Source organism: Pelomonas sp. SE-A7 (assembly GCF_030345705.1).
Classification (GTDB): domain Bacteria; phylum Pseudomonadota; class Gammaproteobacteria; order Burkholderiales; family Burkholderiaceae_C; genus JAUASW01.
In genome coordinates this window covers 359,163-375,656 of the sequence record NZ_JAUASW010000002.1, presented here as the reverse complement: position 1 = coordinate 375,656, position 16,494 = coordinate 359,163, and the positions used below count along the sequence as shown (strand labels likewise).

The following is a 16,494-nucleotide window of genomic DNA, read 5'->3' as shown; positions in this document are numbered from 1 at the left end:
GGCCCCGCTCAGTCGTACTTGCGCCAGACCACGCGGTTCACGTAGTCGGTGTAGCTGTGGATGATGCGCAGCACCTTGTCGGAGACGTTGGGCATGCTGTAGTCGGCCACCAGGCGCAGATCGCGCTGCACACCGCGCGCCTGCCCGGCCAGCAGGGCGAGCCCCTGGCGCACGCGGTCGACGCTGAGACCCACCATCATCACGGCCGCTTCTTCCATGCCCTCGGGCCGCTCGTGGGCCTCGCGCAGGTTCAGCGCCGGGAAGTTGAGGATGGAGGATTCCTCGTTGATGGTGCCGCTGTCGGACAGCACGGCACGCGAGGACAGCTGCAGGCGGACATAGTCGAGGAAGCCCAGCGGCTTCAGCAGCTGGATGCCGGGGTGGAACTTGATGCCCTCGGCGTCGATGCGCTTCTGCGTGCGCGGATGGGTGGAGACGATCACCGGCAGGCCATGGTCCTCGGCGACGGCGTTGAGCACCGAAACCAGCTTGCCGAAGGTCCGGGGAGATTCGATGTTCTCTTCGCGGTGGGCGCTGACGACGAAGTACTGCTGCTCCTGCAGCTGCAGCCGCTGCAGCACGTCGGAGGCCTCGATGCCGGGACGGTAGTGCTCGAGCACCTCGAACATCGGGCTGCCGGTCTTGATCACCTGGTCCGGCGGCATGCCTTCGCGCAGCAGGTACTCGCGGGCGATGCTGCTGTAGGTCAGGTTGATGTCGGCCGTGTGGTCGACGATGCGGCGGTTGGTTTCCTCGGGCACGCGCTGGTCGAAGCAGCGATTGCCGGCTTCCATGTGGAAGATGGGAATCTTGCGCCGCTTGGCCGCGATCACGGCCAGGCAGCTGTTGGTGTCGCCCAGCACCAGCATGGCCTCGGGCTGCTCGACCTCCAGCACCTGGTCGATGCCGGCAATGATGTTGCCTATGGTCTGTGCAGCGCCGCCCACGGCCGCATTGAGGAAATGGGCCGGCTTGCGCACGCCCAGGTCGTCGAAGAAGACCTGGTTCAGTTCGTAGTCGTAGTTCTGGCCGGTGTGCACCAGCACATGCTCGCAATGGGCGTCGAGCCGGGCCATGACCCGCGAGAGCCGGATGATCTCGGGGCGCGTGCCGACGACGGTCAGTACCTTGAGCTTCTTCATGTCGCAGAGACCTTCATGCTGACGGTGTCGGGGCGGGCGCGATCAAAGACCTCATTGGCCCAGAGCATGACGATCAGCTCGTCCTCGCCGATGTTGGTGATGTTGTGGGTCCAGCCCGGGATGGTCTCGACGATGCGGGCTTCGCCGCCGCGCGTGACCAGCTCGTGGGTGTCGCCATTGTCGATATGGCGGAAGCCGAAATGCGCCGTGCCCTTGATGACCAGGAACTTCTCGGTCTTGGTGTGGTGGTAGTGCTCGCCGCGGGTGATGCCGGGGCCGGCCGTGAAGTAGGAGAACTGGCCGCCGTCCGGCGTCTTGAGCATCTCGACGAACACGCCGCGCGGGTCGGCGTGGCGCGGCACCTGGTAGTCGAAGGACTCGGTGGGCAGGTAGCTGACATAGGTCGCATACAGGGCCCGCTTGAGGCCGGTGCCGACGCGGTCGATCAGCAGGCTGCTGCGCGTGTCGCGGAAGCCGCGCAGGGTCTCCGCGAGTTCGCCGACCGTGGTCTCGTAACTCGGGCTCACGTCGAGGAATCCGCTCGGTGCGGCGGCATTGCCCGGCAGCGTCAGGAAATGGTCGATCACGTCATCGATGTAGACCAGGCGCAGCGGGGCGCAGGGGTCGTTGATGGTGACCGGCAGGTCGCGCGCGATGTTGTGGCAGAAGGTGGCGACCACCGAGTTGTAGTTGGGCCTGCACCATTTGCCGAACACATTGGTCAGGCGAAAGATGTAGACCGGCACCCGGCATTGCCGGCTGTAGTGCAGCAAGGCGTCTTCCGCGGCGCGCTTGCTGAGGCCGTAGCTGTTGTCCAGCGCGGCCTGGGTGGACGATGCAAAAGCAACGGCCGGCGGATTCGGCAGGCTGCCCAGGATGGCCGTCAGGCGCAGGCTGAAGTCGGCATTGCCGTCGTCGAACTCGCCCGGATCCAGCGGTCGGTTGACGCCGGCCAGGTGGAACACGAAGTCGAGCTCCTGCAGCTGCTCGATCAGCTCGCGGTCGCTGGCCTGGTGGGAGATCAGGCGCACGTCGGCGTGGCCCAGTTCCTTGAGGCGCCAGCGCAGGTTGCGGCCGACAAATCCGGAGGCGCCGGTGATGGCGATGCGCATGGTCTCAGTCCTCGGCCTGGGCGGCCTCGCCGCGTGCGATGCGCTGCATGAAGTCGAGCTTGAGCAGCAGCTGCTTCATGCCCTCGACGTCCAGGCGCAGGGTGTTGTGCGAGGTGTAGTCCTCGGCTTCCTGGATGCGCGACTCGCCCTGTTCGACGAACTTGGTGTAGTTGAGGTCGCGGCCGTCCGGCGGCACGCGGAAGTATTCGCCCAGGTCTTCGGCGCCGGCACGTTCCTCGCGGCTCAAGAGCGCCTCGTAGAGCTTTTCGCCGTGGCGGGTACCGATCTCGCGGATCTCGTGGTCGGCGCGCTGCATCAGCTCCAGCACGGCCTGGGCCAGCACGCGCACGGTGGCGGCCGGGGCCTTCTGCACGAAGATGTCGCCGTTGTTGCCGTGGGCGAAGGCGTACATGACCAGCTCCACCGCATCGTCCAGCGTCATCATGAAGCGGGTCATGGCCGGGTCGGTGATGGTGATCGGCTTGCCGGCACGCACCTGGTCGACGAACAGCGGGATCACCGAGCCGCGCGAGGCCATCACATTGCCGTAGCGGGTGCCGCAGATCACCGTGCCCGTGCCTTCGAGGTTGCGCGAGGCGGCGACCATGACCTTCTCCATCATGGCCTTGGAGATGCCCATGGCATTGATCGGATAGACGGCCTTGTCGGTGCTCAGGCAGACCACGCGCTGCACGCCGGCGGCGATGGCCGCCTGCAGCACGTTCTCGGTGCCCAGCACATTGGTGCGGACCGCTTCCATCGGATGGAACTCGCAGGAGGGCACCTGCTTCAGGGCCGCGGCGTGGAAGCAGTAGTCGACGCCTCGCATCGCGGCCGCCACGCTGCGGGCGTCGCGCACGTCGGCGATGTAGAACTTCAGCTTGGGATTGGCATAGCGCTTGCGCATGTCATCCTGCTTCTTCTCGTCGCGACTGAGGATGCGGATCTCCTTCAGCTCCGAATCGAGGAAGCGGCGCAGCACGGCATTGCCGAAGGAGCCGGTGCCCCCGGTGATCAGCAGGGTCTTGTTCTTGAACATGGGGTCAGACCTTGCGGCCAGGCAGGGCGGCGCGGAAGATCTCGTCCTTCTGCGCCGGGGTGGGGTAGTTGATCAGTACCGCGCGGTACTGGCCCTTGAAGACGAACAGGCTGCCGGCCGCGGTGCCGACGACGCCGCAGGCCTTGATCAGCGCCTCGATGTCGGCCAGCGAGCCGGCGCCGCCGAGCACCGACATGGGAATCCGCAGCGTCTGGCGCATCTGCTGGGCCAGCTCGAGGTCGTAGCCCTTCATCTCGCCGTCGCGGTCGATGGAGTTGATGACGATCTCGCCGGCACCGGCTTCCTGCAGCTGGCGCGCGAAGGCGAACGGATCCAGCTTGTGGGCCTTGCGAGCGTTGTGGGTGCAAAGCTCATAGCCCTTGGCGAACAGCCCGGTCTTCTTGCGCAGGTCCAGCACGGCCACCACGCTCTGCCGGCCGATGGCGTCGGCGATGCGGGTGATCAAGCCGGGATCGGCCACGGCAGCGGCGCTGATCGACACCTTCTCGACACCCAGGTCGATGATGCGTGCGGCCTGTTCGGCCGTAGTGATGCCACCGCCGTAGCAAAGCGGCATGCGGCATTCGGCGGCCAGCTTGGCGATCAATGCGTAGTTGGGTTCGACGCCGTTCACGCTGGCGTCTATATCCAGCACCATCAGCTCGTCGGATTCCTTCTCGTTGAAGATCTTGACGGCATTGATGGGGTCGCCCACGTACTTGGGCGCCTTGAAGACCTGGGTCTTGACCAGGCCGCCCTTGTGGACGAGCAGGCAGGGAATGATGCGGGGGCGCAGCATGGCTTCAGTGCTCCGCAAAATTCTTCAGCAGCTGGGCGCCGAAGTGGTGGCTCTTCTCGGGGTGGCATTGCACGCCGTGGATATGCCCGTTGGACACCACGCAGTCGAAGGCATGGCCGTAGTCGGCCCTGGCGGCCACATGAGCGGGGTTCTCGCACTCGAAGTAGTAGGAGTGCAGGAAGTAGAAGCGCGGCTCGGGCTCGAAGTCCCTGAACAACGGATGGCCGGCCTGGATGCTCAGGTCGTTCCAGCCCATGTGCGGCATGGGCAGGTCCTTGGACTGGGCATGGCTGTCGAAGGAACGCACCCGTCCAGGCACCCAGTTCAGGCCGGGCAGCACGCCCTCGTCGCTGCCCGTGGCCAGCATCTGCATGCCCACGCAGATGCCCAGCACCGGCACCTGCTGGCCCAGCACCAGCTCCTCGAGGCGCTGGCGCATGCCGGACTGGTTGAGCAGGTGCATGGCCTGGTCGAAGGCGCCGACGCCGGGCAGTATCAGGCGCGTGGCGCCTTCCAGCTCCTCGGCCGTGCGGGCGCGTGTGGCCGGCAGGTCCAGGCGCTTGAACATGGTCATGAAGGCCTGGATGTTGCCGACGCCGTAGTCGACGATGCGGATCATCTGAAGTACCTCTTCTCCAGGCCCAGCCAGCGGAAGATGTTGGTGCCCAGGCCTATCATCCAGCGCTTGTTGCTGTAGTCGCGGTAGGTCTTGTTCTCGCCGTCGAAGATGGCCTGCAGCTCGTCGACGCTGAGGTCCAGCTTGTGGGCCACGTACTCGAATTCCTGCTTGAGGAAATGCTCATCCATCTCGGGCCTGGACAGGCGGTCCAGCGCGGCCTCGCGGCTCATCTGGCCGGTCTGGACCAGGCTGGAGAAATGGGCGCGGCGCTTGTGGAAGCCGAACTTGCGCGGCAGCCAGTAATCCTCGTAGAAGCGGGTGAAGCGCGACTCGTGGTGCTTGTGCTGGAAGCGCTGCCAGCCGAAGCGGCGCTCCAGCTCGTCCTCGGCCTCCTTCTTGACGAAGGGCACCAGGTTCAGCGGATGGTGAACCTTCATGCCGAGGATCTTCTGGTAGTACAGCTTGTAGACCAGGATGTCGGTCAGCGGGAAGCTCTCCAGCGGCCGCTGGCCGAAGCGGCGGTGGATGTCGCCGAACAGCAGCTTGTCGATGCCGAGGTAACCGCCCCATTCCTCGGGCTCGCGGCAGCATTCGGTCGAGAAGTTGGAGCCCGTGATCACATGCTTGACGCCATGCTGGCGGGCGAACTTGTAGAGCCCCGAGAAGAACGAAGCGTCCTGCGGCAGGTCCTGGTCGGGAATGCCGGACTTGAGGAAGGCGACCTGCAGGTCCTTCATCTCTTCCCAGTTGACCACCTCGGTGAACAGCTCCAGCCCCAGGCCGTCGACCAGCTTCTCGATGTTGCCGACAGCCTGGTCGGTGTTCCAGCCGGCGTCGACGTGGAAGAGCAGGGGACGCAGGCCCATCTTCTCCTTGGCCACATAGGCGGCATAGGAGCTGTCCAGGCCGCCCGACAGGCCGATGATGCAGTCGAAGTCACGGCCCTTGCCGGCCGCCTTGATGCTGTCCGCCAGGCGCTGCAGCTCGGCCTGGCCCTTGGCGCCGGTGTCCCAGTTCGGCTTGATCGTCGATTCGAAATTGCAGCAGAAATCGCACCAGCCCCGCTCGTCGAAACGGATGTTGGGGTCGCTGGTATCCATGATGCAGTGCTTGCAGATCTGGTACGGGCGCTGGACGCTCTTCTCGGGGCTCATCGCGGATTCCTTGCTGTTCTCTCAGGCGGGTTGCTGCACGGCCGTGGCCTGGCCGGAGCGATGAACGCGTGCATAGACGGCGCGCAGCTTGCGGGCGTTGAGCTGCGGATCGAAGTTGTCGACGGCCAGCTGGCGTGCCTGGGCGCCCATTCTCGCCACCTCGTTGCGGTCGGCCTCGAAATGGCGGATCGCGTCGGCCAGCGCCTGCGGATCGCGCGCCGGTATGGCCAGGCCGGTCTCGCCATGGACCAGGGTGTCCGGCTTGGGCTTGCTGACGCAGGCGATGCTGGGCACCGAGGAGAACGCGGCCTCGAAGACCGGGCGGCCCGGTGCATCGAAATGCGAGGGGAAGGTGATGACGTCCAGGCGCTCGTAGACGCACTGGATGTCGCTGGTGGCGCCGAGCAGGTGGAAGGAGTCGGTCAGGCCATAGGCCGCGATCCGCTCGACCAGGTCGGCATGGACGTCCTGGGCCAGGCCGGCGCGCTTGAGCAGCCAGCCCTTGAGGCCGGTGTCCATGCGGGTATGGCCGCCGACGATCACGAACTCGACATTGGCGCCGGCATCGCGCAGCAGCTTGGCCGCGTCCAGCAGGTCGAACAGGCCCTTGGACACATGCAGGTTGCCGACGAAGCCGACCTTCAGCGAATCCGGCCGCAACGCGTCCAGCCGGGCCAGCATGGCCGGATCGGGATTGGGCGCGCGCTTGGCGGTGAACGAGTTCTGGATCACCTCGACCGGCATCTCGGCCGGCAGCGTGTCACGCGTGGTCTCGTTGATCGCGATCACGGCATCGGCGGCCTGCGTCAGCCGGCGATGGACCCAGCGCGTGCGCCAGGACGGCGTGGTCCATTGCGGCGAGCGCACATGGACGACCATGGGCACCTTGAAGATGCGCTTGGCCAGCAGGCCGGGGATGATCTCGGTGACCTCGTTGACGTGGATCAGGTCGATCTGGCCGGCCCATTTCTGGCGCGCCTTGAACAAGGCCGCGAGGGTGAACGGCACATGGAACAGCTCGCGCAGCAGCACCAGCCAGCGCACGCCGCGGTAGTGGCTGTAATGCGTGTTGTCGAAGCGGGTCAGGCCGCGCGTGGTGACCATGTCCACGGCAACCTTGGAATAGAAGTCCAGGGCCGTGCCGCGGGCCGCGACGAAATGGGGACGCACGTCGCCCTGGGCGAGCGCGCGCACGGCTTCGAAGAGGCTGCGGGAGGCGCCGCCGAACGGGCCGACGCCATCGAGATAGAGAACATTCATTCTGGGTTGCTTCCTAGGCTTGGGCCTGGGCCGGCAGGAGGGGTCTTCGGATCAGCGGCAGGAAGGCGCTGTTGCCATGGATGGCGATCAGGGTGAACAGGGCGCCGTTGGCGTCCGAGGGATGGAAGATGCTGCCCCACTGCATCATCAGCAGCACGAAGGTGGGGAAGCAGGCCACGCCCCAATGGTCGCCAAGCCGGGCGGCTTCTCGCAGCCGGGCGATGAAGAAGTAGCTGTACAGCGCCCCCGGCAGGCCATAGGTGGCCAGCAGGCGGGTCAGCTGGGCTTCGTTGCCGGCTGGCGTCGTGCCCACGTTCAGTTCCTCGATCTGCACGTCGACGAATTCGAAGAACCCCAGGCCCATCATGCTGGGGCTGGTCCAGAACAGCTCCAGGTGCTGCATCCACAGCCAGGGCCGGTAGAGCTGGGCGTAGATTTCCTCGGGGGTCAGGTCGGACTCGCTGCGCAAGAACAGGCGCGAGATCAGCTCGAACTGCTGCAGGTAGTTGACGATGAAGACCGAGCTGGCGATCAAGAGGTTGATGCCCACGCCCAGGCCCAGGGCCATCCAGAAACTGGCGCGCGCACTGCGCGGCTTGCGGCCCAGCCACCAACGCATGAAGGCATAGAGCGCCAGGCCGATGGAGGCGGTTCGGACGAAGGAGAACAGCAGGAAGTAGGTGGCCAGCAGCAGCACGCCGGTGTGCCGCTTGGCAAGCTCCCAGGTGCGGGTCAGCAGCAGCACCAGGGCCAGGGACAGCACCGCGGTATTGGCGATGTTCGGAAAGAAGGACACGCGCCAGCTCAGCGCGGCGTCCTCGACCGTGAAGCCGGGCAGCAGGCCCCAGATGTTGAAGTCCGACTGCAGCCAGATGAAGGCGCCGATGACCACCAGGGCCAGGTAGAGGCGGACCAGGTCGTTGGTGGCCAGCCTCGCGCGGTCGGTACTGAGCCATCCCAGCACGAGCACGATCAGCACCAGCTGCTGGACCGCGCGCAGGTCGCCGCGCATCAGGTGCCAGCCACCGGCGACGATGCCGAAGATCAGAATCGGCCGGGCCCGGCCCAGCAGGGCGCGGGCCACGGCCAGCGGCTCGGTCAGCGGCAGCAGCAGGGACGGCACGACCAGCAGCAGGTAGGCGAAGGAGCCGACCTCGGGGGTTTCCTTCTGGTCGATCGACATCGCCACCAGCATGGAAAGCACGATGAACAGCAGCAGCGACAGGCTGCGCCGGGGTTCCGGCGCGGCCATGCTGCTCAGTTCTGGCGTGCTGCCGCCTTGTGCCGCCAATGCGGTCATGCCAGGTCTTCGGGCCGCAGGTCTTCGACTTCAGTCGCGACCAGGCGCTCCAGCTTGCTGCCGGGGGTGTAGGCCAGGATGTCGCGCGGGCCGGGCGTGCGGCTCAGGCTGGCGCCGTCCAGGCGGTAGTGATCCTGCGTGTGGGGGCAGGTCCAGTCGCCCTGGCCTTCCAGCGGCAGCGGGATCTTCTCGCCGTAGGCGCTGACCCAGGCCACCTGGCGGGCCGGCGTGCCAATCATCAGCGACCAGTCCTTGCTGGACTTGGTCAGCGTCGAGCCGGCCGCCAGGAAGGTGCCGGTGCCTATGGTGATGCCGGGGATCACGGTGGCATTCGCACCCAGCGAGACGCCATCCTTGACGATGGTCTTCTCGAAGCTGGCGCGGCGGTTGACGGCGGCCCGCGGGAAGGCGATGTGCGTGAACACCATGAAGGGTGCGCAGAACACGAAGTTGCCCAGTTCGACGTGCGAAAAGATCGCGACCGAATTGCCCAGGCGGCAACCATGGCCGACCACGGCGTTGTTGCCGATGTAGACGTTCTGGCCCAGGTTGCAGTTCTCGCCGACCTTGGCCTTGGATTCGACGTGGCAGTAGTGCCAGACCGCGGTGTGGGCGCCGATTTCGGCGCCGGGGTCGACGGTGGCGGTGGGATGGATTTGGATCATCGAAGGCTTGCTTTTCAGGGGGCAGAGGGGCTCAGGCCAGCAGGCGGCCTAGATTGTCTACGAATCCCGGCGCGGCATAGCGCCAGGTCGAGGCCGGATCGCCACTGGGGCGACGTTCGAGCAGCGCCCAGACGTCGGCCGGTTGGCGGGCCAGGTGGATCAGCCGGTTGTCGATCGCTTCGAGCATGGGCTCATGGCCGGCGAGCGGAATCACCACGCTGGGCAGGCCCAGGGCGGCGGCGTCGAAATGGCAGGCCGAGGCGATGCTCAGGTGCAGGTCGGCCGCTGCCAGCAACTGGTAGACATTGGGCTGCTCGGCGCCGCCGATGATGCGGATGCGCGGGTGGGCGCGCAGCTCGTCGAAGCTGCGGTTGCCGGCGTCATAGAAGGGGTGCAGCTTGATCGCCAGCTCCCAATCGAGGCCGGCCGGGGCCTGGTCGGCCAGGGCCGAGACCCAGGCTGCCAGGCGTTCGGAGTCCAGCCCCTGCGAGCTCAGCACCAGATGCAGACGCGGGTCCGGACGGTGCAGGCTGCGCTGCTCGCGGGCCTGGTCGATCAGCTCGTTGCCTATGGCCACGGCATGGTCCCTGCCCTGGCGGGTGCCGGCGAGCTGGTCTATCCAGTAGTCGCCGCGGCAGGCCAGATGGTCGGGCAGCAGCAATTCGGCCGGCGTGCCGGGCACCCACTCCGGGATGACGTCCGGGTGCACCGCGTCGTACATGCCGTGCTGCAGTTCAACGAAGCGCACACCGAGGCGCTTGCACGCAATGATCAGTCCGTACTCGCCGGTGTCCGACACCAGGACCGCCCGGGGCTTCAGGCGGCGCAGCAACAGCGCATACAGCCTGGCCTGCCAGTAGGCGGTCGAGATCCGCGACAGCAGCCAGCTGCCCTGCACCTGCAGGCCCACCTGCTCGGCCAGGTCCTTGGCCAGCTGGTCGCAGAAGCCGCGCGCGGCGCGCACCGGCATCAGCTTGCCGAGCACCCGGCCCCAGAACGTGAAGACCACCGGGTCCAGCTGGGCCGGGAAGCAGGCGGCGGCGGCCTGACGCTCGAAGTCCAGGCTGTTGACCTCTTCCAGCTTGACGTAGCTGCGGCCGGTGGCCAGCAGGCCGTCGAAATAGACGTCGCGGAAGCGCTCGCCCTGCGCCATGCGCAGGCCGGTGCGGCAGGTCTTGATCAGCAGTTCGACCACCTGACCGCGCAGCAGCAGGGCGGCGAGCCGCCCGGTGTCGCGCAAGGCCGCCAGGATGCGCGGGCCGTTGGAGCGCGCGGGTTGTGCCAGTGGCAGGGCTTCGGCCAGGTGGGTCAGCGGGTTGCGCAGCACCCGCCAGGCCGACCAGCCGTCGACCTTGAAATCGAACAGTCGGGTGCGCCGCTCGAAGTCCTGCAGTGCGGCCAGCCGGTTCTGGACGTTGCCGTCAGGCGCCACGGCCGGCACTCCTCAATCCGTAGATGTCGGCGCACAGGGCCATCGAGCGCGTGGCCTCGGCCAGGCTGGCCAAGCGGGTCGGCTGGCCCTCGAGCACGGCGACGATCTGCTCGGCCTGGTGACGCAGGCCCGGCTTGAAGTCGGTGTCCACCGGATCGGCGGGAGCCTCGGTCAGGCGGCGTTCACCGCGGCGCTGCACGCCCAGCTTCTCGAGCGGACGCATCTCCAGCCGGACCTGGCTGTTGGTCACCGTGACCGACCAGGGGCCGGGGCCGTTCCAGACGGCCTGGTAGACGCCCACGTCGCCGCTGGCGTAGTGCACGGTCGCGACCACATGGCCGGGCTGCTCGGCGTTCCAGGCCTGCGTGGGCTGCACCGACACGATCTCGCCGCGGCCGAACAGGTTCAGGTAGTCGATCAGGTGGATGGAGTTCGCATACATGTAGTTGCGCACCACCTCGTCCGGCTGGCCACCTTCGCGGGCCGAGACCATGTCCTGCTGGTCCAGCACCGAGATCAGGCGCGGGCTGTCGTCGGTGGCCAGCTCGGCCAGGGCCTGGCGGGTCGAGGCATAGCTGCGGCGGTTCAGCGCCACATAGGCCCGCGTGCCGGCGCTGGCGGCGGCTGCGGCGATCTCCTCGGCCTGGGGCAGGTCCACACCGACCGGCTTCTCCAGGAAGCAGACCCAGGGATGGCGGAAGGCCGCGAGGCAGACCTCGCGAGCCGACAGCTCGTTCACGGCCACGACCACGGCATCGGCCTGCGTCGCGGCGTACAGGGCGTCGACGCTGTCATTGACCGCTGTGCCGTACTGCGCGGCCAGCGCTTCGGCGCGCTGGCGCGAGCGGCCGGCCACGCCGACGATCTGCACGCCGGGCAGCGAGGCGAAGGCCTTGGCATGTTCTTGGGCCATGTAGCCGGAGCCGACGATGGCGATCTTCCATTGCTTCATTGTTGGAATTCCTGTTTTCAGAAACGGGGCACTCAGGCCCACTTGAAGACGCGTTCGCGCGGCAGGGCCGGATCGTCCAGGCGGACGGCGCGGCCGCCGGCCTCATGCGAGGCATGGGCCGCCACCAGGCAGCCCAGGGCATGGGCGCCATCGGCGCCGCTCGGATAGCCTTCGCCGGCCAGCAGGGCCTGCCAGACGGCCATGGTCGGCACCACGGTGTCGGCCGGCTCGATCTGCTCGACGCGGATGTCGACCGGCATGCCGTAGCGGGTGGTCGGCAGCTCGCGGTACTGGGCCTGGCGGGCGGCGATGCGCATGTCGCCGTTGAGTTCGTCGACCACGATCTGGCCATGGCGGCAGATGTAGACAACCTGCAGGCCCCAACCGGCGGACGCGGAGAAATCGATGAACATCGACGGGCCCGCGGCGCTGCGCGCCAGCAATCGGCCCGAGCGGTCCTCGAACTGCGGGCCGCGCGGATTGGCCAGCTGGCCGTCTTCGAACCAGGCCTGCACCTCGGCCACCGGCTGGTCGCTGAGGTAGCGGAACATCTCGAAGTAGTGGCTGGCATTCATGGCCAGGCCGAAATTGGAGCCGGCCACCAGGATGCTGGCGAGCGGTCCGAGTTCCTCGCTGCCTATCAGCGCCTTGACCTGGGTGTACTGGGCCATGAAGCGCATCTGGTGGTTGACGGCCAGGCGCGTGCCGCTGCGCTCGCAGGCGGCCAACATGGCGTCGGCCTCGGCCAGCGAAGTCGCGAGCGGCTTCTCGCACAGGATGTGGCGCGTGCCTTGCTCGACGGCGGCCAGTACGAAGGGAGCATGCGTAGGCGCCGTCGTGGCGATCACCAGGGCCGCCGGTTTGACCGTGGCCAGCATCTGGTAGGCGTCGGTGAAGCAGGCCTCGGCGGCCACGCCAAACTGGGCCTGCACGGCCTTCAGTGCGTCCGGGTTGGTGTCGGCTGCGCCGCAGACGTCCATGCCGAGCCGGCGTGCCGCCTCGACATGGCGCAGGCCCATGCGGCCCAGGCCGATGACGGCGACACGCAGGCCGGCGGCCGCGCTGGAAGTGGGGGTGGAAGTCATGGAACGGCTCTCAGGACAACGGTGAAGGGCTGGCGTGGCCGGCCCGGAAGATCTGGCTGTGCCAGCTGCGCAGCGCCCGGCCCGGATTTCCCCAGGGCAGGTCGAAGCTGCGCATGGCCACGGTGGTGGTGAACAGGGCCAGCAGGCCCTGGGTCAAGGCGAAGCCCATGGCCGCGCCGTCTATGCCGAAGCGGTGCACCAGCAGCCAGGTGCAGCAGGCTCCGCACAGGGCCGCGCTGCTGGTGGTCAGCGACAGCAGGCCGGTGCGGGCCGAGTAGAAGAACAGCACCGAGGTGCAGAGATAGACGCCGCTGAAGGCGCCGCCGAGCATGAACCAGGGCAGCACGGCGGCGGCGTCCTGGTAGCGCGCGCCCAGCAGGGCCATGCTGGCCCAGTGCAGCACCAGGCCCACGCCGGCGGCCAGGATGAAGAAGCAGGGCATGGCCACGTAGATGGCACCCACGGCGCCGAGGGCATCGCCTTCCTTGCGGCTGGCCAGGCGGGCATAGAGCCAGGGCCCATAGGCCTTGACGAAGGCGTCGGCCAGGATGGACATGACCATGCCCAGCTGCGCGCCGGCACCGTAGATGCCCAGGGCATGAGCGCCCAGATGGGCCGACACGGTCCAGCGGTCGGCGGTGCTGAGCAGCACGCCGGCCAGCGAATGCAGGATCAGCGGCAGGCCGAAGGCGAACAGCTCCCTGAACTGGATGCCGCGCGGGGCCCAGCGCAGATCGCCGTCGCGGCGCAGCAGGCCGACCGCGAGCAAGCCCATCAGGCAGGCGGCCAGGGCGATGCCGCCGTTGCGGCCTTCGCTACCCATGCCCAGCGCCAGCACGGCCAGCAGCGAAAGCAGCACGTTGAGCGTGCTGGCACCGACCTGCACCACGGCATTGGCCAGCGGACGGTGCTGGCTTTGCCAAAGCACCAGGCGGCATTGCAGCAGCACGCCGGCACCGGCCGTCAGCGCAGCCAGGGCGCCCCAGGTCGGCGAGATGCCGGCCGCCAGCTGCGGCCAGGCGGCGAGCACGGCGGCCGCGAGCAGGGCCACCAGCCCGGTGCTCAGCACGGCCAGGGCCACGGCCGTGCCGGTGTAGGCCGGCATTTCCTCGCGCGGCTTCTTGAACCACAGCACGCCCAGCGCCGCATGGGCATTGAGGCCCGACAGCGTCATGCACAGCGTGGTGAGCATGGAGAAGCCGACCACCTGGCCGTACTGCTCGGGCGTCAGCACCCGCGTCAGCAGCGGCAGCAGCAGGAAAGGCACCGCCGCCGAGGCCACATTGGCCGCGGCATAGACGATGCCCGCACGCAGGAACTTCATGTCGGCTCGTGGACTCAGGTCTGCTGGACGAACGCGCGCAGCAGGGCCAGGCCGGCCTCGCCACTCTTTTCAGGATGGAACTGGCAGCCGACGATTCGGCCCGAGCGCACCGCTGCGGCGATTCGATGGCCGCCGTAGAAGCAATCGGCCAGCCGGTTCGCCTCATCGTCCGGCCTGAACTGGAAGGAATGCACCAGGTAGACCGAGCTGCCTTCGGCGGTGCCGGCAAAGATCGAGTCCTGCCAGGCGCCCGGCGCCGCGGGGCTGAGGTCGGCCCAGCCGATGTGAGGAATCTTCTGGGCGCTGCCGTCCAGGTCGACGGCCGGCACCGGTACGACACGGCCCGGTATCAGGCCCAGGCCTTCATGCACGCCGAACTCCTCGCCGACGCTGGCCAGCATCTGCATGCCCAGGCAGATGCCGAGCAGCGGTTTGCCGGACGAGGCGTAGCGGCGTATGGCTTCGATCAGGCCGCGCTCGCGCAGGCCTTGCATGCCGTCTTCGAAAGCGCCGACGCCGGGCAGCAGCAGGCGCTCGGCCTGCTCGATCTCGGCCGGGCCATGCGACAGCCTGGCCTCGGCGCCCACATGCTCCAGGGCCCGGGCGACGCTGAACAGATTGCCGCTGCCATAGTCGATGACGGTGACGATGGGACGCTGCGCTTCGCTCATACGGTTCTCAGATTGAGGCCGGCGGCCTTGGCCGCCGCCCGGATCTCGCCCACGGTCGAGCGACCGTAGTGGAGGATGTCGGCCATGGCGACCGCGTCGGCCGAGCCCTGGCGCACGGCCTTTTCTGCGTCCTCGGGCCGGCCCATGCCGCCGCTGGCGATCACCGGCACCGGGACCACGCTGGAGACGGCGGACAGCAGTTCGGTGTCGAAGCCTTCGCGCGTGCCTTCGCGGTCCACCGAGGTCAGCAGGATCTCGCCCGCTCCCAGCTCGACACCGCGCTGCGCCCATTCGACGACGTCCAAGCCGGTCTTCTCGCGGCCGTTGTCGGTGTAGGCCTCCCAGCGGCCGTCGCCTATGCGCTTGGCTTCAATCGACAGCACCATGCACTGCGAACCGAACTTGCGCGCCACCTCGCGTATCAGCTCGGGCCGCTTGGTCGCGGCCGTGTTGATGCCGATCTTGTCGGCACCGGCGCGCAGGATCTTGCGCACGTCCTCGACCGACCGGATCCCGCCGGTCACCGTCAGCGGCACGAACACGTCCCGAGCGGCACGCTCGATGATGTCGTGCAGGCTGTTGCGGCCGTACAGGCTGGCGACCACGTCCACATAGAGCAGTTCGTCGGCGCCCTGCTCGTAGTAGCGGCGGGCGAACTCCTGCGGATCGCCCATCACACGCAGGCCCTCAAGGTGGATGCCCTTGATCAGCTTGGGGCCCTTGATGTCCAGGCGCGGGATCAGTCGGATCTTCTTCATGGGCTCAGCCCTGCGACTCGCCGTTGTCGTTCCAGACCGCGTGCTTCAGCTCCCAGCCCTCGGAGGTCTTGCGCCACAGGTGGTCGGAGCGCCAGCTGTCGACCACGGCCTGGAATTCCTCGTCGGTGATGCCGCAGTAGTCCAGGAACTCCTGGTAGTAGCGCTGCGGGAATTCGCCGTCATAGCGGCGCACCAGGGCCTGGCCTTCCTCGCGGGTGATCTTGCCGTCGCGGATCTCATGGGCTGCATCCGAGGTGGTGCGGCCGATGCCGAACTTGATGTAGCCGAGGTAGTAGTGGTAGCCGTCGATGCGGTCGTCCAGGCTGGCGTACTTGGAATACGTGCCTTCCGAGCGCTCGGTGTTCGGCTGGAAGCCGGTGTGCTCGCGGCAGTAGTAGAAGTTCTCCTGCGGGTCCCAGAACTTGTAGTAGCCGAGGAAGTGGATCTCGGTCTTGTTCTCCATGATGGACTCGTAGCTGGGCGCCATGAAGGGCTTCAGGTCGGCCTGGCTCACGCCGTGCTCGACCCAGAACTCGGGCGGCAGGCCGGAGAAGTAATGCTTGTCGTGATCCTTGATCTCGCGCGTCGGACGGAACGCGTTCTTCATGTCGCCGCCGTATTCGACCTCGCCGTTCTCGCCGTACATGATCAGCTGCACGTTGTGCTTGACCGCCATGTGCATCGGGTAGTTCGTCTGGCCGTAGATGAAGGGCTGGAAGGGGTCGCCCAGGTGCTGGGTGGACAAACGGGTCAGCTTGCGCGTGATCTGGCCGTTGGGCGTGCCCAGCACGTTGTCGAAGCCCGACTGGATGAAGGCATCCAGGTTGCGGCGGCCGATCTCGGTGGCCTTGAGCGGCGCCCAGGTCACGGCCAGCGGATTCATGCCGTACTTGAACTTCAGCTGGTGGGCCACGAAGCTGCCGTCCTTGCCGCCGCTGCAGGGCACGATCACGTCGTACTCGCCATTGCCCTTGCGGAAGCGGTTGCACAGTTCGACCAGTTCGCGCTCGCGCTCTTCCCAGTTGATCTTGGTGCGCTTGTAGTTGGCGAAATTGCAGGCCGAGCAGACACCGTTCTCGTCGAACGTGATGCGCGGACGCTGGTTCGACACGGTGCACAGCTTGCAGAACCTGACCTCGGTCGGCAGGTTGTATTGCGTGATGACGTCTCGCTTCTTCATGG

At 67.1% G+C, this 16,494-nt stretch carries 16 protein-coding genes; all 16 read right to left on the bottom strand.

The annotated features are described in order from the left end of the window. Window positions 1–8 precede the first annotated feature (8 nt). Genes wecB through QT382_RS15685 form a run of 16 tightly spaced genes read right to left on the bottom strand, consistent with a single transcriptional unit; the run spans window position 9 to window position 16,492 of the window. Window positions 9–1,142 carry a non-hydrolyzing UDP-N-acetylglucosamine 2-epimerase gene (gene wecB / locus QT382_RS15760; RefSeq protein ID WP_289255043.1) on the bottom strand — a complete coding sequence of 378 codons (1,134 nt, stop codon included), beginning with the start codon at window positions 1,140–1,142 and terminating at the stop codon, window positions 9–11. After that, the gene (gene wbjC / locus QT382_RS15755; RefSeq protein ID WP_289255042.1) at window positions 1,139–2,254 is read right to left on the bottom strand and encodes a UDP-2-acetamido-2,6-beta-L-arabino-hexul-4-ose reductase; all 1,116 of its coding nucleotides are present in this window, start codon (window positions 2,252–2,254) and stop codon (window positions 1,139–1,141) included. The genes wecB and wbjC overlap by 4 nt, the downstream gene beginning before the upstream one ends. 4 nt (window positions 2,255–2,258) lie before the next feature. Beyond that, window positions 2,259–3,293 (bottom strand): polysaccharide biosynthesis protein, encoded by a 1,035-nt coding sequence (locus tag QT382_RS15750; RefSeq protein ID WP_289255041.1) that lies wholly within the window; start codon window positions 3,291–3,293, stop codon window positions 2,259–2,261. A 4-nt stretch (window positions 3,294–3,297) separates the two neighbouring features. Then, window positions 3,298–4,092, bottom strand: coding sequence for an AglZ/HisF2 family acetamidino modification protein (locus QT382_RS15745; protein ID WP_289255040.1), 795 nt, complete (start codon window positions 4,090–4,092; stop codon window positions 3,298–3,300). A gap of 4 nt (window positions 4,093–4,096) precedes the next feature. Beyond that, window positions 4,097–4,711 carry an imidazole glycerol phosphate synthase subunit HisH gene (gene hisH / locus QT382_RS15740; protein ID WP_289255039.1) on the bottom strand — a complete coding sequence of 205 codons (615 nt, stop codon included), beginning with the start codon at window positions 4,709–4,711 and terminating at the stop codon, window positions 4,097–4,099. Then, the gene (locus QT382_RS15735) at window positions 4,708–5,865 is read right to left on the bottom strand and encodes an N-acetyl sugar amidotransferase (RefSeq protein ID WP_289255038.1); all 1,158 of its coding nucleotides are present in this window, start codon (window positions 5,863–5,865) and stop codon (window positions 4,708–4,710) included. The genes hisH (QT382_RS15740) and QT382_RS15735 overlap by 4 nt, the downstream gene beginning before the upstream one ends. A 21-nt stretch (window positions 5,866–5,886) precedes the next feature. Further along, window positions 5,887–7,125: a glycosyltransferase family 4 protein gene (locus QT382_RS15730; protein ID WP_289255037.1), complete on the bottom strand. Its 1,239-nt coding sequence runs from the start codon at window positions 7,123–7,125 to the stop codon at window positions 5,887–5,889. A gap of 13 nt (window positions 7,126–7,138) precedes the next feature. Continuing rightward, window positions 7,139–8,425: a hypothetical protein gene (locus QT382_RS15725; RefSeq protein ID WP_289255036.1), complete on the bottom strand. Its 1,287-nt coding sequence runs from the start codon at window positions 8,423–8,425 to the stop codon at window positions 7,139–7,141. Next, window positions 8,422–9,090, bottom strand: coding sequence for an acyltransferase (locus tag QT382_RS15720; RefSeq protein ID WP_289255035.1), 669 nt, complete (start codon window positions 9,088–9,090; stop codon window positions 8,422–8,424). The genes QT382_RS15725 and QT382_RS15720 overlap by 4 nt, the downstream gene beginning before the upstream one ends. Before the next feature lie 31 nt (window positions 9,091–9,121). Then, on the bottom strand, window positions 9,122–10,522 hold the full coding sequence (locus QT382_RS15715; RefSeq protein ID WP_289255034.1) for a hypothetical protein: 1,401 nt from the start codon (window positions 10,520–10,522) through the stop codon (window positions 9,122–9,124). Beyond that, complete coding sequence (locus tag QT382_RS15710) at window positions 10,512–11,474, bottom strand: Gfo/Idh/MocA family protein (protein WP_289255033.1); 963 nt, start codon at window positions 11,472–11,474, stop codon at window positions 10,512–10,514. Before QT382_RS15710 ends, QT382_RS15715 begins: the two co-directional genes overlap by 11 nt. A gap of 32 nt (window positions 11,475–11,506) precedes the next feature. Beyond that, window positions 11,507–12,559, bottom strand: coding sequence for a Gfo/Idh/MocA family protein (locus QT382_RS15705; protein WP_289255032.1), 1,053 nt, complete (start codon window positions 12,557–12,559; stop codon window positions 11,507–11,509). A 10-nt stretch (window positions 12,560–12,569) separates the two neighbouring features. Then, window positions 12,570–13,883, bottom strand: coding sequence for a lipopolysaccharide biosynthesis protein (locus QT382_RS15700; RefSeq protein ID WP_289255031.1), 1,314 nt, complete (start codon window positions 13,881–13,883; stop codon window positions 12,570–12,572). A gap of 14 nt (window positions 13,884–13,897) precedes the next feature. Next, entirely contained in the window at window positions 13,898–14,554 is a 657-nt protein-coding gene (gene hisH / locus QT382_RS15695; protein WP_289255030.1) for an imidazole glycerol phosphate synthase subunit HisH, read from the bottom strand. Then, window positions 14,551–15,312, bottom strand: coding sequence for an imidazole glycerol phosphate synthase subunit HisF (gene hisF, locus QT382_RS15690; RefSeq protein ID WP_289255029.1), 762 nt, complete (start codon window positions 15,310–15,312; stop codon window positions 14,551–14,553). Before hisF ends, hisH (QT382_RS15695) begins: the two co-directional genes overlap by 4 nt. 4 nt (window positions 15,313–15,316) lie before the next feature. Then, window positions 15,317–16,492, bottom strand: a complete 1,176-nt coding sequence (locus tag QT382_RS15685; protein WP_289255028.1) for an N-acetyl sugar amidotransferase — start codon at window positions 16,490–16,492, stop codon at window positions 15,317–15,319. Window positions 16,493–16,494: the final 2 nt, after the last annotated feature.